Genomic DNA, 19,543 nt, shown 5'->3' on the forward strand with positions numbered 1-19,543 from the left:
GGTTGTCCATGTCTAGACCCTGCGCCTACTCTGAGGGCATGTCCCGATCCGGCGCCGACCTGGCCCTCCTGCTGCTCGGCGGTTACCGTCGGCTAGTCGACGAGGCGATGGCTCAGCTCGACGAGCAGGGATTCGAGGACTTCCGGCCGGCCCACGAGTTTGCCCTGCGAACGATCGCGTCCGGCGCAGACAATGCTTCCGAGTTGGGACGGGGGCTTGCCGTTTCAAAACAGGCAGCGGCTAAAACGATCGCAACCCTCCTGGACCGGGGCTATGTGATGCGCGACGCCGACCCGAAGGATGCCCGCCGGAAACATCTCGCGGTGACACCGCGGGGATTCGAGGTGATGCGGCAGGGCGAAGCCGTCTTCGAGAGGCTCCGGGAGGAATGGTCCGAGCGTCTCGGCCACGGAGAACTGGAGAAGCTGGAGTCGACCCTGGCAAGGCTGGTGGGGGATGCAGCCGTACGGCCAGTCGCTCCCGGCTGGATTGCACAGGCGTAGAAAAGCGCCCTTCCCAGCAATATCTGGTTGCCCGGAACGAAAAACAATCCAAAGGATTGTTCCCGCTCCCAGGACTGCGTACTCTCCGGCATACCTTTTCATTTCCTCCTGATCCCTTGGAGCACCGAAGGGAACACCATGAACGGTTCCAGCACCCCTGACACCATCGTGCTCGTCCACGGTCTCTGGGTGACGCCCCGCAGCTGGGAAGGGTGGAAAGCCCACTATGAGGCGAAAGGCTTCACTGTCCTGACGCCCGCGTATCCGGGATTCGACATAGAGGTAGAGGCACTGCGTGAAAACCCGGACGTGATTGCCACGCTGACCGTGCCGGAAACCCTGGATCACCTCGCGGGCGTCATTGAGTCTCTGCCCCGTCCGCCCATCATCATGGGACACTCCTTCGGCGGTCTTCTGACGCAGATGCTTCTCGCGCGCGGTTTGGGTGTTGCTGGTGCTGCCATTAATTCGGCACCAACCGAAGGGGTGAGGGTTACCCCGCTGTCCCAGGCCCGCTCACTCTTCCCCGCACTGAAAAATCCTGCCAACTTCCATAAAGCGGTGGGGTTCACCCCGGACGAATGGCACTACGCCTTCACCAATACGCTGAGCCGGGAAGACTCCGATGCTGCCTACGAACGGTATGCCATTGCCGCTCCCGGGAATTGGGTGTGGGCGTACGGATTGCTCGCGAATTTCCAGCCGGGACATCAGGAGACGTGGGTGGATTACTCCACCGACAGGGCACCGCTGCTGTTTATCGGAGGCAGTGAAGACCACATCATGCCCCCGTCGGTGAATAAATCCAACGCCAGGCACTGGGCCAAATCACCCGCCCTGACGGAATACCACGAGTTCGATGGCAGGGCGCATTGGACCTGCGCTGAACCGGGGTGGGAAGAGGTGGCCGATTATGCGCTGGATTGGAGCCTCGGCCATGCGCAGCCCTCAGCTCTCTAGGATGTGACCGGGCTAAGCAGCCAGACCGGTCCGGCGCGGATCAGTCCGTGCTGATCTGGTGGCGGAACGTGTCCCGGCGGGTGTGGAGGTCCCAGAGGACGCCGGCGAGAACGTCGGGATCCTTTTCCGGGTCACCCTCGATGATGCGGCCGCCGATAATCAGCTGGGACACGTGGATGCCCTCCTCGCCGAGGACCTCGTTGAGCAGCTGCGCGTAGGCGGCCTGGCCGGCAAACGCCACCGAGGTTCCGGTGACACCGCGCCCGGGCTTCACGGCAGAACCACCGTTGACGAAGAGGATGGTGCCCCGGTTTTCGCCAAGGAACCGCATTCCGGGCAGCACCTGGTGGACTGCGGCGACCGGCCCGTAGATGGAGAACTCGACCGGGCCCCTGAGGTCAGCCACCGTCGTCTCAAGGACGGGCCGCATAAAGTCCTTCTGCGGAAGGGGGCTGTACTGCAGCACCTCGACGGGGCCGAGGGTTTCGGCCGCAGCCTCGAGGGCCGCGGCGATCGATTCCGGGTTGCGGACGTCGGCGGCGAAGCCCCGGGCCGGAATGCCGGCCTTGCCGAGGTCTTCGGCGAGGGCATCCACCTTGGCCTGACTTCGGGAGATCAGCGCAACGGAGAATCCCTCCGCACCGAATCGCCGAGCGACGGCGGCACCTAGGCCGCGTCCTGCACCAATGATCGCGATAGTAGTCATGGGGGAGCTAACCGGCTGGGGTGCCGAATAATTCCGGAGTTTCCTTCACGGAGCAGCTCCGGGCGTACGAAAACCAGGTGTACGAAAGGCGTACAAAAAGGCGTACAAAAAAGGAACCGGTCCCGCTTTCACGGGAACCGGTTCCTTTCCATCACTGAGGGGCCGATCTAGCCGACGGGCGCCACGTCCGGAACCTTCAGCAGGTCCTCCTTGGAGGGGCGAATCATGAAGTACCCGATCGGGGCAGCGAGGAACAGTGCGACGCCGGCCCAGATGAACGCGGTGGAGTAGCCGTTCACGAGTGCCTCGAGCTGCGCGGTGGGCTGGCCGCCGTTGCTGCTGCTCAGGTAGGACGTGATGCCCGCCGTGTAGACGGCCGTGAACAGCGCGGTGCCGATGGACCCGCCAATCTGCTGCGTGGCCGAGACAGCGGCACTGGCCACACCGGCGTCGTGCTCATCAATGCCGGCCAGCGCCACGTTCTGCAGCGGCACGAAGATCATTGCGAGGCCGAAGCCCAGCAGTGCCAGTCCGGGCAGGACTTCCAGGGCGTAGTTGCCCTCCACCGAGATGAACGAGAGCCAGATCAGGCCGGCAGCGCCGACGATCGGTCCCACGGTCATGGGCAGGCGTACACCGGTGCCGGGAAGGAACTTGGACAGGACGCCTGCGCCGACGGTGATGGCGATGGTCATGGGCAGCGACGCCAGGCCGGACTTCAGCGGCGAGTAGCCCAGGACAATCTGGAAGTAGAAGATCAGGAACAGGATGCCGCCCAGCAGGGCTGCGCCGGTCAGTGTGGAGGTCAGGAAGGCGCCGCCGCGGACCTTGTTGGTCAGCACGCGCAGGGGCAGCAGCGGGTTCGAGACCCGGCTTTCCACGAACACGAAGAGCGCCAGGATCAGCACGCCGGCAACCAGGAAGGCAATGGTTTCAACACGTGCCCAGCCGTTTTCGGCCTGGGAGAAGCCGTACACGAGCGAGGCCAGTCCGGCCACCACAAGAATGGCACCGGGCAGGTCATAGCGGGTGTTGCCGTGCGCCTTACTTTCGCGGATTAGGGGCAGGCCGGCAGCCATGGCGGCGACGGCGATCGGCACGTTGACCAGCAGGCACCAGTTCCAGCTGGCGTACTGGGTGAGAATCCCGCCAAGCAGCAGGCCGATGGCCGCGCCGCCGCCGCCAATTGCGCCGTACACGGCGAAGGCTTTGATGCGGTCCTTGCCCGAGGGGAAGGTGATGGTCAGGATGGCGAGCGACGCCGGTGCGAGCAGTGCGGCGAAGGCGCCCTGCAGGCCGCGGGCGGCCAGGAGCATTTCGGTGCTTTCCGCAAAACCGCCGATGGCGGAGGCCACGGCAAAACCGGCCATACCTACCATGAAGGTGCGCTTGCGGCCCCAATAATCGGCGATGCGTCCGCCGAGCAGCAGCAGCGAGCCGAAGGCGAGCGCGTAGATCGTGACCACCCAGGTGCGGTCGCCGTCGGACATCCCCAGTTCGCGCTGCGCATCCGGCAGGGCGATATTCACGATGGTTCCGTCCAGGACCACCATCAGCTGGGCGAGTGCCAGAACGGCCAGCAGCAGCCAGCGGTGTGGATGTGCCGAGTGGTCGACGGCGGCGGCCTGCGGCAGGCCGGAAGGGGTGGTGCGGTCCATATAAAGGGGGATCCTCATCAAACGAAACTGGTGGGGTGGCTTAGAGAGCCTACAGGCATCCGGCTCGACCGCGTGCCGCTGCACTGTCCGCAAACGACGCCGGCAGGCCGCTATTGCTGCGGCCTGCCGGCTTTCTTGCGCCTCCGAAAGGCCACGTGCTGCTGCCGGCCTAGAGGGCGGTGGCTACCTCCCAGGAGGAGTGGATGGCGCCGTGGATGTAGTTGACCGCACCGGCGTCGCCCACCACGTCGCAGGTGATGTCCGCGGCCCGCAGCTCGTCCGCCAGGGGAGAGGCCGACGTCGTGCCGTCCGCGTAGACCACCATGTCCGCGGGGGCGGAGAAGCTTTCGCCGCCCACGGTCCACTCGACGCTCTTCTCGGTGATGCGGGTGATCGAGGCGTTGCGGTGGATCTTCACACCGTGCTTTTCGGATTCCTTCACCGCGGTCCAGCGGCGCGGCATGGCCAGCGGGAGGCCGAGCTGCTGCGTCTCATGCAGCAGCGTCACCCGGCGGCCGCGCTCGGCGAGGAACTCGGCCAGTTCCAGGCCCACCAGGGAGCCGCCGATCACCACAACGTCCTTGCCCATCGGCAGCCAGACCTTGGTGAACTGGCGGACAAACTCCGGGCTCTTCGTCACGCCGGAGAGGCGGCCGAGCTTGCCCAGGGTGCTCAGCACCGCGCCGGCTTCCTCAGCAGTTGCCGTACCGAGCATCATGGCCCGCAGCGTGTCGCCGGTCTGCACAATGGGCAGGTCACCGCCCGGGAAGTCCGGCTTGGGGCGCACGGCGCCGGTGGCTACGATCACGTGGTCCGGGTGCAGGGCGCGGATGGATTCCACCGTGGCCGGGGTGTTCAGCTTGACCGCGATGTTTAGGCGCCGGATTTCAGACTTGAACCACTTCAGCAGCCGTTCGTTGTCCGGGGTGGTCATGGTGGAGAACCACATGGTCCCGCCCAGACGGTCGGACTTGTCCACCACGGTGACCCGGTGGCCGCGTTCGGTGAGGACCCGGGCGCTTTCCAGTCCGGCGGGGCCGGCGCCGACAACCACTACGTGCTTGGTCGCGGAGGCGGGCTTCAGCGGCAGCAGGGCCTCGTTGCCCAGCGCCGGATTGACCGCGCAGAACGGGGTGTCATCGAAGAAGTTCTCGGCGACGCAGAGGTAGCAGTTGATGCAGGGGCGGACCTGGTCGAACTTGCCGTCACGCAGCTTGTTCGGCAGCTCCGGATCGGCCAGCAGCTGGCGTCCCATCGCGGCGAAGTCGATCTGCCCGGCGGCCAGCGCCTTCTCGGAGACTTCCGGCAGCATCCGGCCGACGGCGATCACCGGCACGTTCACGTGCTTCTTAATCTCCGCGGCGTTCTTCAGGTACGCGCCCACCTTGTTGGGCAGCGGACCGTCGGTGAAGTTGTCGAACGGATTACGTCCCCAGCCGGTGACGTGGATGGCGTCGGCGCCGGCCTGCTCGAACAGCTTGGAGGCTTCGATGGCCTCGTCGAGGGTGAGGCCCCCTTCCTGTCCGTATTCCTCGCCGGCCACGCGGACCAGGATGGCCAGGCGGTCGCCTACCCGCTCCCGGACGGCACTGATGACTTCGCAGGCGAGCCGGGCCCGGTTTTCCAGGGTGCCGCCGTATTCATCCGTGCGCAGGTTGTCCCGCTGGTTGAGGAAGACGCCCAGAATGTAGCCGTGCGCCACGTGGATCTCGATCGCGTCGGCGTCGGCCTTGGCGACGCGCTCTGCCGCATCGGCCCAGGTGGAGACCAGCCAGGAAATGTCCTCGGCCGTCATCTCGTGGTACGCGGTCTGCTTGCCGGCGGTGGCCGCACCCATCTTGCCGAGCTCTTCGCGGGTGCTGTCGGCCAGGGCGGACATGTCATAGGTGTAGTCCGGCTGGTTGGGTGCCAGCACCGGCCGGTCATTGGCGACGTCGACGCGGGCTACCTTGCCGTGGTGCGTGGACTGGATACACAGCTTGCTGCCGGCGGCATGGACGGCGTCGGCCAGTGCCTTGAGCCCGGGAATGTACTTGTCATCCGAGAGCCCCGGCTCCTTCATGGAGGCCGCGCCGTGCGGGAAGGCAATGGCGCAGGCACCGGTGATGATCAGCCCGGCGCCTCCCGCGGCGCGGGCCACGTAGTGGTCGATTTCGGGCTGTTCAATCTCGCCGTGCTCGGAGACATTCATGTCCATGGCAGGCAGGACGATTCGGTTATGTGTTTCCATGGGGCCCATGCGCCCCGGGGCCATGAGGAGGGGGAAGTTTTTGGTATTCACAGGGGTATTTTAGCCCCGATGTGTACACCGTAAACACGCGGCGCGGCGTGCCGGGGCGCCGTCAAAGCGCACCGCTGGTCAGGTACTGCTGGCCCGCGGCGCTCCAATGCCCGGATCGATCTGGAACGGTCCGGCCGCGGAGGGGCGTACATCGAAGTCGAAAATGGACGTCGGGATGTACACGGTGGAACACGAGTTCGGGATGTCGACGACTCCGGACAGCCGGCCTTCAATCGGTGCGGCGCCAAGGAGCAGGTAGGCCTGTTCGGGGCTGTACCCGAACTTCGTCAGGTAGTCGATCGCGTGCAGGCAGGCCCGCTGATAGGACAGGTGCGAGTCGAGGTAGCGCTGCTCGCCGTCGAGCGTCACCGAGGTGCCCGAGAAGGCGATCCACTCGCTGAACTGCGGATCCACGTTCCCCGGCATAAAGATGGCGTTTTCGGAGACACCGTAGGTCTCCATACCGCCCCTGATCAGGTCCACCCGGAGATCGATGAACCCGCCCATTTCAATGGCGCCGCAGAAGGTGATTTCGCCGTCGCCCTGTGAGAAGTGCAGGTCGCCCACGGAAAGGTTCGCGCCGTCGACGAACACCGGGTAGAAGATCCGGCTGCCCTTGGACAGGTTCTTGATGTCCTGGTTTCCGCCGTTCTCCCGCGGCGGCGCAGTGCGGGCGGCTTCCCCGCCCACCCGATCCCATTGGTCCCGGGGCAATCCGCCGAGGACGGCGTGCCCGGCCTCCGGCGGCAGGGCCAGCGGCGGAACACGGTGCGGGTCGGTGGCGATCAGGTCACCTTCCCGCTGGTTCCACTTGGCCAGCAGGGCCGCCGACGGCGCGGTCCCCATCAATCCGGGATGGATCATGCCGGTAAAGGAAACCCCGGGGACGTGCCGGGAGGTGGCGGTCTGGCCGCTGAAATCCCAGACGGCCTTGTACGCGTCGGGGAACTGATCGGTGAGGAAACCGCCGCCGTTCTCGCGGGCGAAGATCCCGGTGTACCCCCAGCCCTGTCCCGCCAGCGGACCGGAGTCCTCCTGCGGAATGGGGCCGACGTCGAGAATGTCCACCACCAGCAGGTCGCCGGGACGGGCGCCTTCCACGGCGAACGGGCCGCTGAGTTTGTGCACGGTCAGCAGCGGGGCGTTGAGGATGTCTTCGGCGGAATCGTCATTGACGATGGCACCGTCAAACCACTCGCGGCAGTCCACCCGGAAGGCCTCCCCGGGGCGCAGCACCGCAACCGGAGGTATTTCCGGATGCCACCGGTTGTGCCCCAGCTTCTCCTGGTCCTCGAATTTCCTGGACGAATCAAGGGGAAAGACGACCTTGGGCATGGCTTCTCCTCTAACTGGGGCGGGCGTTTGTGCGGAGGTTTAGTCGGGACGGGGCAGCTTTCGGTGGAGCGGATTGGTGGTGATGTTGCCGGCCGGACGGGCGCCGGACACCGGGCCGGGGGAGCGGACGACGGCGGGCTCCGCCGCGCTGCGCTGGGTGGACTCGATCAGCCGGTACGCACTGGAGGAAGAGCGCGAGAGGTTGGGTGAGGTGAAACGGCGCCGGGCCGGAGCCCCGCACGCGGGGCAGGGGAGGGATCCGGGGGCGGACCCCATGGCGAGCTGGACCTCGAAACCGGCGCAGTCCGGCCCTGCGGGGCCCTCCGGGCCGGCAGCGCAGCGGTAGGCGTAGAGCGGCATGTCGAAAGCCTTTCGATCACCGCGGGAGCGTCATGGTCTGGAAACAGCGGTGCCGCTCCGGCTTGCCCGACAGCCTAGGGATGGGGCCGGAGCGAGTCAACGGTAGCTGCGCGATGGCGATAATCGGCCGGCTGGAATTGTTTCCGGGAATCCAGAAACAATTATAAAGGGATATTAATATCAGGACTTCCGCTATTCCTGTCGATTGCATCGGTGAGTAAAGGTGCAATACTTTCGCGGCGCAGGGCTGGCGGTGGAGTATGGTTCGAGCGCTTTCGAACGATTGGTCCTGCCGTGGTATCAGTGCTATGCAGACGCTTCTGCGGCTGATCGAGGGGGCGCCGTTGCAATCCATGATTTACGGTAATTGACGCTTTATGCACTAAAGTTTAGCGTTATGAATTCCGAGTCTTCACCTCCAGAGCACGTCTCAGGCAGTACCGACGGTTCAAGCGTGTCCGGGTCTCCGGTACGCAAGGCTGCCGGCCGCCCCGTCGAGCGTGTCAAAAAAGCGCTGCGTACTGCCGCTTCCGCCCCAGTGCTTAGCCTCCATCCCGGGCTGGTCCCGGGCATCAGCGTTGAGGACACCGGGGTCAGCTACCCGACCCGGCGCGGGGTGTTCATTTTTGCCATGGCCATCTCTCTCGCCGTTCTGGCGTGGGCGATTTTTGCGCCCAGCAACCTCAGTTCCGTGGGCACCGGCATACAGGCCTGGGTGGTTGTGCATTTCGGCTGGCTGTTTAACGCCACCATGGTTGCCGCCGCGGTCTTCATGCTGGTGGTCGGCTTCGGTCCGACCGGCAAGATCCGGCTGGGGGCCGACGACAGCACGCCGGAGTACTCCACGACGTCCTGGATCTCCATGCTGTTCGCAGCTGGTCTGGGCATTGCGCTGATCTTCTACGGGCCGATGGAACCGCTCAGCCATTTCCTCTCCCCGCCGCCCTCGACTGATGCCGAGGCCGGCAGCTCCGCCGCCATCCTGCCGGCCATGTCGACCACCTTCCTGCACCAGGCCAGTCTCGCCTGGGTCATCTACGCCCTGGTGGGCGGCGCCCTGGCCTACGCCTCGTTCCGGCGCGGCCGGCTGCCGCTGATTTCGTCGCTGTTTGAACCGGTCTTCCCCGACGGCAACAACCGGGTGCTGGGAAAGATCATCGACGTTTCCGCCGTGCTGGTGACACTGTTCGGCACCGCGACCTCGCTGGGTATCGGCGCGATCCAGATCCGCACCGGAGTCTCGATCATCACGGGCAAGGAGCTGGGCAACGGCTTCGTCGTCGTCGCCATCAGCCTCCTGACGGTTGTCTTCACCATCTCCGCGGTCGCCGGCATCAAGAAGGGCATCCGGCTGCTCTCCAACCTCAACATGACCCTGGTCATTCTGCTGACGCTCTTTGTCCTGCTGACCGGGCCGACGTTCTTCCTGCTCGATCTGCTGCCGGCCTCGCTCATCGCGTTTGTCGGCAACATGCCGGACATGCTGACCGTCTTCGCCGGCCAGGGCGCCGAGCAGGAGGCCTTCCTGACCGGCTGGACCACCCTGTACTGGGCCTGGTGGATCTCCTGGTCGCCGTTCGTGGGAATGTTCATCGCCAAGATCTCCAAGGGCCGCACCCTGCGCCAGTTCGTCACCGTCGTCGTCTTCGTTCCCTTGTCCATCTCCGTCTGCTGGTACACGGTCTTCGGCGGCACCGCCATCTGGATGAACCAGAACGGGCTGGACCTGACCATGAAGGGCTCCGGAGAGAACGTCATGTTCGATCTGCTTGCCAACCTGCCGTTCAGCTCCGTGACGCCCATCGTGTGCATGCTCGCGATTATGGTCTTCTTCGTCACCGCCGCGGACTCGGCGGCCAACGTCATGGGTTCGATGTCCCAGTCGGGCCGGCCCGTGCCCTCGAAATCGGTGACCATCATCTGGTCGGCGGCACTCGGGCTGATGGCCATGTTCCTGCTGCTGGCCGGGGGCCACAACGCCCTCTCGGGACTCCAGGCCATGATGGTGACCAGCGCCCTGCCGTTCACCATCATCCTCGTCGGCGTGATGATCTCCTGGGCCAAGGACCTGCGCAACGACCCGCTGATGATCCGGCGCCGGTATGCAATGGAGGCCATCAGCGGCGGCGTGCGCCGCGGCATCGACGAGCACGGAGACGACTTCGTCTTCGGCACCGCACATGTGCCGGAGGCGGAAGGCGCCGGTGCCGACTTCGAGAGCGACGACCCCGCGCTCACCGATTGGTACACGGACAACGTGCAGGACGCGGACGTTGTAGAGGGCCCGGAGGAGGAGCATTCGGACAAGGTGAAAGCCGGCGCCGCCGACTAGCGCTCCTGCCGGATTGAAAGCGGAAGCGGGAACACATGGTTCCCGCTTCCGCACGGCAAGAGCCGACGCCACAGAGACAAACTAGTTCCGCAGTGCGTTGCCCTCGGCGTCCAGATAATCCCGCCAGGACCGCTTCGGCCGCCAGCCGAGCAGCTTGTGTGCCTTGGCGCTGGAAATCCCCGAGGCGTCCGGCCGGTCCAGGCCGCGCAGCTGGATCTGGTCGCCGTAGTGCTCCGACAGGATCTCTGCAAAGTTGTGGCCGCCGACGTTGTCGGGTGAGGCGATGTAGAAAACCTCGTGCCCGGGCAGGTCCGATTCGGTGGCGAGGACGATGGCGTCGGCCAGATCGTACACATCCACATAGCTCCACAAACCGGGGCTCAGCACCGAGCTGTCGCGGATCTGCGGCCCTAGGTTCAGCTCGTAATTGCCCTCGAACTGCACCCAGCTGGGCCGGATGGTGATGCACTGGATGTCGGAGCGGGCCACGGCGGCGTCCATGAGCTGTTCGCCGAAGTGCTTGGAGAGCGCGTACGGGTCCTGGGGATGCACCGGATGCTCTTCGTCCACCGGCGCGTAGTCCGGCAGGAAATCGCGTTCCGGGAAGAAGAACCCGGGCACGGTTTCGCTGGAAATGTAGACGAAGCGCTTCACCCCGAAGCGGACCGCGGCTTCCAGGATGTTGAACGTGGCCATGAGGTTGTTCTGGAAGACGACATGCGGAGGATGGCCGGTGGGTTCCGGGATGGCAGCCACGTGCACCACGGCCTCCGCACCGCGGACGACGGCGAAGGCGTCGCCCGCGTCGGTGAGATCGGCCCGCATGTACTTCGGGGTTCCAGGCAGTTTGCGTTCGAAACCCGGCTGTGAGAGGTCGGTGGTCATGACCTCGTGTCCGGCGTCCATCATGGCCTGGGTGACGGCGCGGCCTACTTTTCCGTGGGCACCGGTGATGAGGACTTTCATTCGTTCTCCTGGGGTTGCTGGGAGTGCCGAGACTACCCCTAACTTCCGTTGGCGGCTGCAGCATGCCGCTGCTGGCTCAGGCAGCCTGCCGGGTTCCCTCCACCGAGGACTTGGGCAGGCGTCCCGCGCGGGAATGACCCTGCATGGTGTCGCCCGTGACGAGAACCTCGAAGTCGAGGTTCAACCGGATTGGCTTCGTGATCGACTGGCTCCAGGTGACTGTTTCCCCGGCAGGAGAGATCGCCGTACGAAGGTTTTGCAGCGGCACTGTCTCCGCCGCTCCCGCCGCGGTCCCGGTGAGGACGCCGTCCGTATCGGTGAAAGTCATGGTGGCGTTGATGCTGCCGATGGGTGTGCGCATGGTCAGCGCCCAGGTTCCGGGAAGGGAAGTCATGGAGGATACGTCTCTCTGCAGGTGATGGTGGTGGGTAGCGGGGCTTATGCGGACGTCAGGCGACGAGAGGCTCGGGGCCCCGTTCATGCCAGACGGTTCCGCGGCGGTCATAGGAGAAGAGCTGCTCAACAGCGTGGGAAATCCGCGGACCGTAAAGCCGTTCGAGCAGATAGAGGGCCAGATCCAGGCCGGAGGTGACGCCGCCGCCGCTGACGAGGTTGCCGTCGTCGACCACCCTGGCCTCGATGACGCGCACGCCGGTGGCTTCGAGTACGGGGTTGCCGAGAGGGTGGGTCACAGCGGTCCGGCCCTCAAGCAGGCCGGCCATGGCGAGCACCAGCGATCCGCCGCAGACGGTGGCTACCAGAGTCTCCGGGGCGGCGAAGGCGCGGCTTATCAGGGCGGGCAGCGCTGTACCGCCGAGCCGGGCAATCATGACCGGGATGGTGTCGATTTCGTCCGGATCCCCGGCGATGGGTCCCGATGCCCCCGGGACAATAACGACTCCGGGTGCTTCCGGGTCCAGGGTATGGGTGGCCTTGAGCCGCAGCCCGCGGGTGCCGCTCGTCACTGCGCCCGGCTTGCCGAGCGCCACGAGCCGCACGTCCAGATCACCCCCGACCGCGTCTGATCCGGCGCAAAGCACCTCGAACGGGCCGATGACGTCGAGCGGGTCGAAGCCGTCGAAAAGGACAATCTGAGCGAGCACGGTGCTGCCTTTCGGTTGAAGGGGACTCTTCAACGTTAGAAGCGGGCCGCAGCCCGGACGAGTGGCTGATACGCCGTCATGCGCAACGATTCCGCCACCGCTACGCTTAGGATGTCAGCATGCACACCATTGCTGTTCTTGCCGTAGACGGCGTCATCGCCTTCGACCTGGCCACGCCCCTGGAAGTTTTCGGCCGGAGCGGCGGGGGAGAGCCGCTGTACGACGTGGTGGTGGCCGGCCCCCGGCGGCAGGCAGGCGCCGGCCCGATCTCCATCACTGTCCCGCATTCCCTGGCCCGGATTGCCGAGGCTGACACCGTGATCATCCCGGGCCGCTCCGAGGGCAGCAGTCCCCTGGATCCCCGCACCATCGCAGCCATCCGCAGCGCCGCCGGAAACGGCGCGCGCATCGCGTCGATCTGCGTCGGAGCGCTGGACCTGGCAAGTACAGGGCTGCTGGACGGGTTGACCGCCACCACCCATTGGCGTGCGGCGGACCTGCTCGCCGCCCAGTACCCCGGCGTCAACGTAACCCCCGCCGCGTTGTTCGTCGACAACGGACAGATCCTGACGTCTGCGGGTGCGTCGGCCGGCATTGACCTCTGCCTCCATATGATCGCCCGCGACCACGGCGGCGCCGTCGCCGCCGACGCCGCACGCGCTGCGGTGATGCCCCTCACCCGCGACGCCGGCCAGGCCCAGTACGTGCGCGATGACACGCTCGGCGCCAATGGGCTGGGGGACACCCTGCGGTGGATCGATGAGCACGCCTCCGAGGCCATCACCGTCGTCGACATTGCCCGGTCGGCGGCGGTCAGCACCCGCACCCTGAACCGCCGCTTTGCGGCGGAACTCGGGCTGACACCGAGCCAATGGCTGACCCGGGCCCGTGTCCGCCGTGCCCAGCGCCTGCTGGAGACGACAGATTATTCAGTGGACCGCGTGGCAGCGGATTCTGGTCTCGGAACCGCCGCCAACCTCCGCGCCAGGTTCGCCGACATCGTCGGGACCAGTCCCACGCGGTACCGCACTGCGCTGACCGCCCACTGAGCTCCGCGCACTGAGCTCCGCTCACCGACCTCGCCCGCGGGCCGAAGCCCCTATTTCCCCACAAGCTCCGGATGGTGCAGCTTGGCCACCTGCGGGTGGGCCCGCAGCCAGCCCTTCAGGACATTGGCGCCGTAGGAGGCGAGCATGGGGTTGTCGGGATCGTCGGAGATGCCGCGGGACTGTCCGGCCAGTTCGGCGGGCAGCGTCACGGGATCAATCACCGAGTCCAGCCGCGGCGACCAGAAAAACGGAATGGCGTACCGGTCCACGCCGGGCGCCGGAGCCAGGACGCGGTGGATGGTGGCCGAGAGGTAGCCCTGGGTAGCCACCTCGAGCATTTCACCCAGATTCACTACCAGTGCGCCGCGAATGGGCTCTACCGGAAGCCAGGTATCGGACTCGTGCGGCTTCACTTCCAGCCCACCCACCGAATCCTGCAGCAGCAGGGTGATAAAGCCGTAGTCGGCGTGCGCTCCGACGCCCTGGGTGCCGGCTTCCTTAACGACACCGCCCACATAGTGGATGAGCTTGGCCATCCACGCCGGGGTGTCCTCGAAGGGTTCGGTGAAATGGTCCTCGGGCAGTTCCAGGGACACGGCGATGGCACTGAGCAGCTCGGCACCCACCCAGCTCATGGCCTCGGCCCAGTCCATGGCGGTGGCCCGCAGCTCGGGGAGCACCTGGTCCGGGAACTGGTTGGGTCCCTGCACCAGCCAATACGGCTGGTCTGCCGGGTACTCCGCCACCGGCGCGCGTTCGGGACCGAAGTCGACCTGCTCGCGGGCGTCGGGGCGGCCCTTGGTGATTTCGGTGCCGAGCCGGGTGTAGCCGCGGAAGTGCGGGGAGTTCCGGTTGTCCAGGGCCAGCCGGTCCTCGAGTGGCAGGCCGAAGAACCGTTTGGTGACGTCGAACAGCTCCTCCACCTTCGTCTGGGCGGCACCGTAGCCGACCAGCTGGAAGAAGCCGATCCGGTGCGTGGCATCACGCAGCTGATCGATGAATCCGGGGTCGAAGGAGCCGTCGGCACTGCGTGCCGTGCTCAGGTCCAGGACGGGTATTGACTCGGGAATTGCACTCATAGCGGCAAGCTACCACCGGGTTTGGCCAGCTGAATCCGAATATTACGAAGTGCTATGAATCACGTCCCGGTGTTTCATCCGGGTAAGCGCAGAAGCCGGAATTGGGTGTTCCGCCGGGAATGGGATGCAATGGAAGCAGACCAATCGAAAGGGATTCCCGTGGAGAGCAACGCCGTGAACGAGAACTTGTACGACATTCCCCTCACCATGCTGGACGGCACCGAAACCACCTTCGGCGAGCTGTTCCGCGGCAAGGCCGTACTGGTGGTCAATGTGGCCTCGCGCTGCGGTTTCACGCAGCAGTACGAGGGCCTGCAGGCCCTCTACGAAACCTATGAACGCCGGAACTTCTCCATCCTCGGCGTGCCCAGCAACTCCTTCGCCGGGCAGGAACCGGGCAGCAACAAAGAGATTGCCGAGTTCTGCTCGCGGAACTTCGGTGTGACCTTCCCGCTGACGGCCAAGGCCGAGGTCAACGGCCCGAACCGGCACCCGCTCTACGCCGCGCTGACTAAGTTCCACGACGGTGAGCTGGGCGATGACATCGGATGGAACTTTGAGAAGTTCCTGATCACCGACAGCGGCGAGATCGTGGGCCGGTTCGCGTCCGCCGTCGCCCCCGGGGCACCAGAAATGCAGGAATCCGTGGAGGCCGTCCTGCGTCTGGAGTAGGGCTGGAGTTCCGGGGGAGCGCTAGACGACGACGGCGTCGTCCGTCGCTTCCCCGGAAGCCATGGCCACCCAGCGCTCAAAGTAGGCAGCGCCGGCGTCGTCGTGGATCAGCGACCCGGCCGTGAGCACCGGATACGGCACGGTTGGCACGCCGTCCGCCGGCCGTACGTCCACGTGCGCGACGTCGTAACCCTGGGTGTGCAGTTCGTCCGCCATTGCGTAGTCGGTGCGGGAGTCGCCGACCGTGCGCCAGATCCGCGGAATCGGCGTGCCTTCCGCTTCGAGCAGTGACAGCGCGCGGCGGGCGCCCAGGTCCTTGCCGACTCCCAGGGCTTCAATGTCCGTGGAGATGATGGTGGGGTCAATCCGGAAAGCCACGGTTCCGCGGGCATCCGGGATCGCGTGCTCCAGCCGCTGGGCGCCCATCCCCGCCAGGGACATCTGCTCCAGCGCGTCGGCGTCGAAGCGGCGCTGGTCCGTGAGGTAGTCGGCGTTGTCCACCCGCACGTGCTGCTCCACTGACACCATGGCCAGCTTGGTCTCGTCAAAGAACATGGTCCCGGAGTACTTGGCCGCGACCAGGCCGCGGATGGTTTCGGCATAGTCGCCGGGGACCTTTAGATCCGGGTCCACCTGCGGCTGGCCCGCTCCGGTGCGGTCGAAGGAGAACCAGACCGCGCCCTTCTCACAGACCGCGTGCAGCCGCACCCCCTCCGGCAGGCCGGCAGCCATCATCGGCTGCATCACCTGCTCCCGGATGAAGGCATCGGAGCGTCCGGTGTTGAAAATGACCGGCCAGCCCGCAGTTGCCAGGGTGACGAGGTTCCGGATGATGGAGGGGCGGACGCTGCGGGAGACGGGGCTGGCCACGGGACCGTCGACGTCGAGCAGGAGACCGATTCGGGGAGCAGAGGTGTTCACCTCCCCAGTATCCCGTCTCTGCCGCCAGGACCGCATTTTGGGGGACCGCAGCACCGGATGCGGCTTAATCCGGGGTTTTGCCTGCGCCGCGCCCGAGCGTCGCTGTTTCTTTGGATGCGGATGTTCTCTACTCTGTACTAGTGATCTTCAAAGCTGTTGGCGACGTACGCCCCTACCCTGACCATGGATATGTAACACCGAAGGACTGGGCGGCTGTACCTCCCCGGCAGGTTCGCCTGGATGAACTGGTGACCACGAAGGGCACGCTGGACCTCGGCGCTCTGCTGGCCGAGGATTCCACCTTTTTCGGAGACCTGTTCCCGCACGTCGTCCAATGGAAGGGCACCATGTACCTCGAAGACGGACTTCACCGGGCCGTAAGGACGGCATTGCACCAGCGGACCATTCTGCACGCCCGCGTGCTGGTCCTCGATGACTAACCAGCCCCCGGACGGGGATCCCGGCGGGTACTCTGCCAGGAACGATCCGAGGGAATGGCACGGGCACCGGATTGTCACCGGCGGGGACCTTGGGGCGGTGTTCGCACCGACCGAGGAGCCGGAGCTGGTTCGGCGTGCGAAACGGCGCCGTCGGCTGCATAACTCGGTGGTTGCATTTCTGGTTCTCCTCCTGCTGGTGGCAGGGACCCTGGCGCAGGGTTTGATTTCGGGGTGGGTGCGGCTGCCAGCGGCGGCGCCCAGTACCTCAGCAGGTCCGGTGGACGAATGTCCAGCCGGGCCTTTTCCGTATCTGGACACCGCCGCAGTGGAGGTGAACGTGTACAACGCGACGGCGAACCCGGGTCTGGCGGGAATCGTCGGGGATGCCCTAAACCAGCGCGGCTTCCGCGTGGACAGGGTGGGGAACAGCAGTGTGAACCGCTCCGAGATGACCGCGCTGGTCCTGTCCGGACCTTCCGGCTTCGCGGCCGCCTACACGCTGCAGCAGCACATTCCGGACACTCAATACGTTCGCGACGAGCGCACGGACGGGTCCGTGGACGTGGTGATCGGTTCCGGGTTCTCGGAGCTGGCGCCGGCGGAGCAGGCAGCCGCAGCCGGCCCGGGTGCACTCAGCTGCCCGCAGTCCGAAACGCCGGCGCCGGCTGGCCAGTAGCACGGTGTCCTTTCAGTGCTTAGCAGCCGTCGGGTCCGCAGGCAGGTCCATCCACTGACTCCGGCGTGAGGCTGATCAGCGGGTGGGATTCCTGCCAGGCCTGTTCCAGCGCGGAGGTGAACAGATCGGCGGGCTGGGCACCGGAAATGCCGTACTTGTCATCGAGCACGAAGAACGGCACACCGCTGATGCCCAGGGAACGCGCCTGCGCAATGTCGGCGTTGACGTCATCGGCGTATTCATCGGAAGCCAACATGCCCGTCACGCGGTCTGCGTCCAGGCCGACCGAGGTGCCGATCTGCACCAGGTCCGCCGCCGCCCCGATGTCCATACCCTTCTCGAAGTGGGCCGAAAGCAGGGCTTCCTTGGCGGCGTCGGCGGCCTTGAGCCCGCCCTCGGCCTTGGCCAGATGGATCAGCCGGTGCGCGGAGAAGCTGTTGGCCACGACGAGGGAGTCGTAGTCATAGGACAGGCCTTCGCCGGCAGCCTGGACCGTCACCTCATCCAGCATCCCGGCGAGCTGCTGAGGATCGATGCCCTTGCGCTCGCTGAGGTACTGGACCTCGGTGCCGTCAAAGTGTTGTGGCAGGGACGGGTCCAGCTGGAAGCTGTGCCAGCGGACCTCCACCTCGTCCCGGTGCGGAAAGCGGGCGAGCGCGGTCTCGAAGCGGCGCTTGCCGATGAAGCACCACGGGCAGGCAATGTCGGACCAGATATCAATCTTCATATCCGGTGCAACGCGAAAAGGACCGAAAGCCATTCCCGCGCTGCTTGAAAAAGCGAACGGTCATGGTTTCCGGTCCTTGCCGCTGCGGATACTGAAGCGGTATCCGCAGTTCCCCTCCCCCCAGGGGTTATGCCGGTGCCAGCTCCTGTGATTCATGCAGGAAGCGGGCATAGGCAGGCACGGTGAGGAAGGTCGGGAAGTGTTCCCCGCAGGCTACTTCCTCAAAAAGTTCACGGGCATCGTCGAAACGGTCCCCGTCGAAACGCTGCAGCCGGGCGAACTCTTCTTCGAGCAGCTCCTCGACCCACTGGTGCGTCACCAGGTCACCCTCGTCGGTCACAGCCGAGCAGTGGATCCACTGCCAGATCTGCGAGCGGGAGATTTCCGCGGTGGCGGCGTCTTCCATCAGGTTGTTGATGGCAGCCGCACCGTTGCCGCGCAGCCAGGACTCGATGTAGCGGATGCCCACCTCGATGTTGCTGCGGATACCGGCCTCGGTAATGACCCCCGGGGTGGAGGCGATGTCCAGCAGTGCCTTGTCGCTGGGCACCACATCCTCGCGGGTCTTCTCCAGCTGGTTCGGGCGCTCGCCGAGTACGCCGTCGAACACCTCCATCGCCACCGGCACCAGGTCCGGGTGGGCCACCCAGGAACCGTCGAAGCCGTCGCCGGCTTCGCGGGTCTTGTCGGCGCGCACCTTCTCCATCGCGATGTCGTTGGCTGCGGCGTCCTTGCGGTTGGGAATGAAGGCTGCCATACCGCCGATGGCGTGGGCACCCCGGCGGTGGCAGGCACGCACCAGCTGCTCGGTGTAGGAACGCATAAACGGCGCGGTCATGGTCACCATGTTCCGGTCCGGCAACACGAACCGGGGTCCGCGGGTACGGAAGTTCTTGATCACCGAGAAGATGTAGTCCCAGCGGCCGGCATTCAGCCCGGCGGCATGGTCCCGCAGTTCGTAGAGGATCTCCTCCATCTCAAAAGCGGCGGTGATGGTCTCGATGAGCACCGTGGCGCGGATGGTTCCCTGCGGAATACCCAGCAGGTCCTGCGCCAGGACGAAGATGTCGTTCCACAGCCGGGCCTCGAGGTGGTTTTCAATCTTGGGCAGGTAGAAGTACGGGCCGCGTCCCTGCGAGATCAGGCGCTGGGCGTTGTGGAAGAAGTACAGTCCGAAGTCGACGAGGCCGCCGGCGATCGGGGTGTTGTCCACCAGCATGTGCTTTTCCGGCAGGTGCCAGCCGCGGGGGCGCACCACGATGGTGGGCAGGTCCGTCAGGGAAGCTCCCTGTACCCGGTACTCCTTGCCTTCCGGAGAGGTGAAGTCGATGCGGCGGTCCAGGGCGTCGCGCAGGTTCAACTGGCCGTTGATGACGTTGGACCACGACGGCGTGGAGGAGTCCTCCATGTCGGCCAGCCACACCTTGGCACCGGAGTTCAGGGCATTGATGGTCATCTTCCGGTCGACCGGTCCGGTGATTTCCACCCGACGGTCCTCCAGCCCGGGGGCGGTCGGAGCCACCCGCCAGGAGCTGTCCTCGCGGATGCCGCGGGTCTCCGGGAGGAAGGTCGGATCGGCGCCGTTGGAGATCTGCTGGCGGCGCGCCTGGCGCTGCTGAAGGAGTTCCTGCCGACGGGTGGTGGTGGCCCGGTGCAGTGCCTTGACGAAGTCCAATGCCTGCGGGGTGAGGATTTCCTCCTGGCGCCGTACTACCGGGGCGGTCAGGGAAATACCGTTCAGGGTGATCGGGTCATTCATGGCGTTTCTCCTTGGG

19 protein-coding genes are annotated in these 19,543 nt (G+C 65.6%); 7 read left to right on the top strand and 12 right to left on the bottom strand.

The annotated features are described in order from the left end of the window. Positions 1-38: 38 nt before the first annotated feature. On the top strand, positions 39-503 hold the full coding sequence (locus QNO10_RS01465; protein ID WP_229951196.1) for a MarR family winged helix-turn-helix transcriptional regulator: 465 nt from the start codon (positions 39-41) through the stop codon (positions 501-503). A 138-nt stretch (positions 504-641) separates the two neighbouring features. Continuing rightward, positions 642-1,463, top strand: a complete 822-nt coding sequence (locus tag QNO10_RS01470; RefSeq protein WP_229951192.1) for an alpha/beta hydrolase — start codon at positions 642-644, stop codon at positions 1,461-1,463. A 40-nt stretch (positions 1,464-1,503) separates the two neighbouring features. Here QNO10_RS01470 and QNO10_RS01475 read toward each other — a convergent pair whose 3' ends face one another. The 5 genes from QNO10_RS01475 to QNO10_RS01495 form a co-directional block, all read right to left on the bottom strand. Continuing rightward, a complete protein-coding gene (locus QNO10_RS01475; protein WP_229951190.1) occupies positions 1,504-2,169 on the bottom strand; it encodes an SDR family NAD(P)-dependent oxidoreductase in 666 nt (221 codons plus the stop codon). A 167-nt stretch (positions 2,170-2,336) separates the two neighbouring features. Further along, positions 2,337-3,845, bottom strand: coding sequence for an MFS transporter (locus tag QNO10_RS01480; RefSeq protein ID WP_229951188.1), 1,509 nt, complete (start codon positions 3,843-3,845; stop codon positions 2,337-2,339). 151 nt (positions 3,846-3,996) lie between these two features. Further along, the gene (locus QNO10_RS01485) at positions 3,997-6,108 is read right to left on the bottom strand and encodes an NAD(P)/FAD-dependent oxidoreductase (protein WP_229951185.1); all 2,112 of its coding nucleotides are present in this window, start codon (positions 6,106-6,108) and stop codon (positions 3,997-3,999) included. Between the two features lie 78 nt (positions 6,109-6,186). Then, complete coding sequence (gene fmdA / locus QNO10_RS01490) at positions 6,187-7,443, bottom strand: formamidase (RefSeq protein WP_229951183.1); 1,257 nt, start codon at positions 7,441-7,443, stop codon at positions 6,187-6,189. 39 nt (positions 7,444-7,482) lie between these two features. Beyond that, positions 7,483-7,803 (bottom strand): FmdB family zinc ribbon protein, encoded by a 321-nt coding sequence (locus tag QNO10_RS01495; protein WP_229951181.1) that lies wholly within the window; start codon positions 7,801-7,803, stop codon positions 7,483-7,485. A 454-nt stretch (positions 7,804-8,257) separates the two neighbouring features. On the opposite strand from QNO10_RS01495, the gene QNO10_RS01500 reads away from it, so the two are divergent. Further along, positions 8,258-10,135 carry a BCCT family transporter gene (locus tag QNO10_RS01500; protein WP_229951179.1) on the top strand — a complete coding sequence of 626 codons (1,878 nt, stop codon included), beginning with the start codon at positions 8,258-8,260 and terminating at the stop codon, positions 10,133-10,135. A gap of 81 nt (positions 10,136-10,216) precedes the next feature. Here QNO10_RS01500 and QNO10_RS01505 read toward each other — a convergent pair whose 3' ends face one another. The 3 genes from QNO10_RS01505 to QNO10_RS01515 all read right to left on the bottom strand — a co-directional run bounded on the left by QNO10_RS01505 (position 10,217) and on the right by QNO10_RS01515 (position 12,204). After that, positions 10,217-11,101 carry an NAD-dependent epimerase/dehydratase family protein gene (locus tag QNO10_RS01505; protein WP_229951178.1) on the bottom strand — a complete coding sequence of 295 codons (885 nt, stop codon included), beginning with the start codon at positions 11,099-11,101 and terminating at the stop codon, positions 10,217-10,219. Positions 11,102-11,177: 76 nt separating this feature from the next. Beyond that, on the bottom strand, positions 11,178-11,495 hold the full coding sequence (locus QNO10_RS01510) for a hypothetical protein (protein WP_229951177.1): 318 nt from the start codon (positions 11,493-11,495) through the stop codon (positions 11,178-11,180). A gap of 55 nt (positions 11,496-11,550) precedes the next feature. Then, complete coding sequence (locus QNO10_RS01515) at positions 11,551-12,204, bottom strand: DJ-1/PfpI family protein (protein WP_229951176.1); 654 nt, start codon at positions 12,202-12,204, stop codon at positions 11,551-11,553. 119 nt (positions 12,205-12,323) lie between these two features. Here QNO10_RS01515 and QNO10_RS01520 point away from each other — a divergent pair, with 119 nt between their 5' ends. Continuing rightward, a complete protein-coding gene (locus tag QNO10_RS01520; protein ID WP_229951175.1) occupies positions 12,324-13,253 on the top strand; it encodes a GlxA family transcriptional regulator in 930 nt (309 codons plus the stop codon). Between the two features lie 50 nt (positions 13,254-13,303). Here QNO10_RS01520 and QNO10_RS01525 read toward each other — a convergent pair whose 3' ends face one another. Beyond that, positions 13,304-14,332 (bottom strand): isopenicillin N synthase family dioxygenase, encoded by a 1,029-nt coding sequence (locus QNO10_RS01525; RefSeq protein ID WP_229951174.1) that lies wholly within the window; start codon positions 14,330-14,332, stop codon positions 13,304-13,306. Positions 14,333-14,491: 159 nt separating this feature from the next. Between QNO10_RS01525 and QNO10_RS01530 the strand changes: the two genes are divergently transcribed. Next, a complete protein-coding gene (locus QNO10_RS01530; protein ID WP_283995905.1) occupies positions 14,492-15,004 on the top strand; it encodes a glutathione peroxidase in 513 nt (170 codons plus the stop codon). A 21-nt stretch (positions 15,005-15,025) separates the two neighbouring features. On the opposite strand, the gene QNO10_RS01535 is transcribed toward QNO10_RS01530, so the two are convergent. Next, complete coding sequence (locus QNO10_RS01535) at positions 15,026-15,961, bottom strand: Cof-type HAD-IIB family hydrolase (RefSeq protein ID WP_229951362.1); 936 nt, start codon at positions 15,959-15,961, stop codon at positions 15,026-15,028. Positions 15,962-16,065: 104 nt separating this feature from the next. Here QNO10_RS01535 and QNO10_RS01540 point away from each other — a divergent pair, with 104 nt between their 5' ends. Together QNO10_RS01540 and QNO10_RS01545 are read left to right on the top strand one after the other, a co-directional pair. Continuing rightward, a complete protein-coding gene (locus QNO10_RS01540) occupies positions 16,066-16,365 on the top strand; it encodes a type II toxin-antitoxin system VapB family antitoxin (protein ID WP_229951172.1) in 300 nt (99 codons plus the stop codon). After that, positions 16,358-17,041 carry a LytR C-terminal domain-containing protein gene (locus QNO10_RS01545; protein WP_229951170.1) on the top strand — a complete coding sequence of 228 codons (684 nt, stop codon included), beginning with the start codon at positions 16,358-16,360 and terminating at the stop codon, positions 17,039-17,041. Before QNO10_RS01540 ends, QNO10_RS01545 begins: the two co-directional genes overlap by 8 nt. Positions 17,042-17,060: 19 nt before the next feature. Here QNO10_RS01545 and QNO10_RS01550 read toward each other — a convergent pair whose 3' ends face one another. Both QNO10_RS01550 and aceB read right to left on the bottom strand, forming a co-directional pair. Further along, a complete protein-coding gene (locus tag QNO10_RS01550; protein WP_229951169.1) occupies positions 17,061-17,768 on the bottom strand; it encodes a DsbA family oxidoreductase in 708 nt (235 codons plus the stop codon). Between the two features lie 127 nt (positions 17,769-17,895). Further along, on the bottom strand, positions 17,896-19,527 hold the full coding sequence (aceB, locus tag QNO10_RS01555) for a malate synthase A (protein WP_229951167.1): 1,632 nt from the start codon (positions 19,525-19,527) through the stop codon (positions 17,896-17,898). Positions 19,528-19,543: the final 16 nt, after the last annotated feature.

It is taken from the genome of Arthrobacter sp. zg-Y919, from assembly GCF_030142045.1.
In the GTDB taxonomy this organism is placed as follows: Bacteria; Actinomycetota; Actinomycetes; order Actinomycetales; family Micrococcaceae; genus Arthrobacter_B.

Excerpts from the sequence above, each read along its gene's own strand:
- QNO10_RS01465 (WP_229951196.1), top strand. The coding sequence starts at position 39 with ATGTCCCGATCCGGCGCCGACCTGGCCCTCCTGCTGCTCGGCGGTTAC.
- QNO10_RS01470 (WP_229951192.1), top strand. The coding sequence starts at position 642 with ATGAACGGTTCCAGCACCCCTGACACCATCGTGCTCGTCCACGGTCTC.
- QNO10_RS01475 (WP_229951190.1), bottom strand. The coding sequence starts at position 2,169 with ATGACTACTATCGCGATCATTGGTGCAGGACGCGGCCTAGGTGCCGCC.
- QNO10_RS01480 (WP_229951188.1), bottom strand. The coding sequence starts at position 3,845 with ATGAGGATCCCCCTTTATATGGACCGCACCACCCCTTCCGGCCTGCCG.
- fmdA (WP_229951183.1), bottom strand. The coding sequence starts at position 7,443 with ATGCCCAAGGTCGTCTTTCCCCTTGATTCGTCCAGGAAATTCGAGGAC.
- QNO10_RS01495 (WP_229951181.1), bottom strand. The coding sequence starts at position 7,803 with ATGCCGCTCTACGCCTACCGCTGCGCTGCCGGCCCGGAGGGCCCCGCA.
- QNO10_RS01505 (WP_229951178.1), bottom strand. The coding sequence starts at position 11,101 with ATGAAAGTCCTCATCACCGGTGCCCACGGAAAAGTAGGCCGCGCCGTC.
- QNO10_RS01510 (WP_229951177.1), bottom strand. The coding sequence starts at position 11,495 with ATGACTTCCCTTCCCGGAACCTGGGCGCTGACCATGCGCACACCCATC.
- QNO10_RS01520 (WP_229951175.1), top strand. The coding sequence starts at position 12,324 with ATGCACACCATTGCTGTTCTTGCCGTAGACGGCGTCATCGCCTTCGAC.
- QNO10_RS01525 (WP_229951174.1), bottom strand. The coding sequence starts at position 14,332 with ATGAGTGCAATTCCCGAGTCAATACCCGTCCTGGACCTGAGCACGGCA.
- QNO10_RS01535 (WP_229951362.1), bottom strand. The coding sequence starts at position 15,961 with ATGCGGTCCTGGCGGCAGAGACGGGATACTGGGGAGGTGAACACCTCT.
- QNO10_RS01545 (WP_229951170.1), top strand. The coding sequence starts at position 16,358 with ATGACTAACCAGCCCCCGGACGGGGATCCCGGCGGGTACTCTGCCAGG.
- QNO10_RS01550 (WP_229951169.1), bottom strand. The coding sequence starts at position 17,768 with ATGAAGATTGATATCTGGTCCGACATTGCCTGCCCGTGGTGCTTCATC.
- aceB (WP_229951167.1), bottom strand. The coding sequence starts at position 19,527 with ATGAATGACCCGATCACCCTGAACGGTATTTCCCTGACCGCCCCGGTA.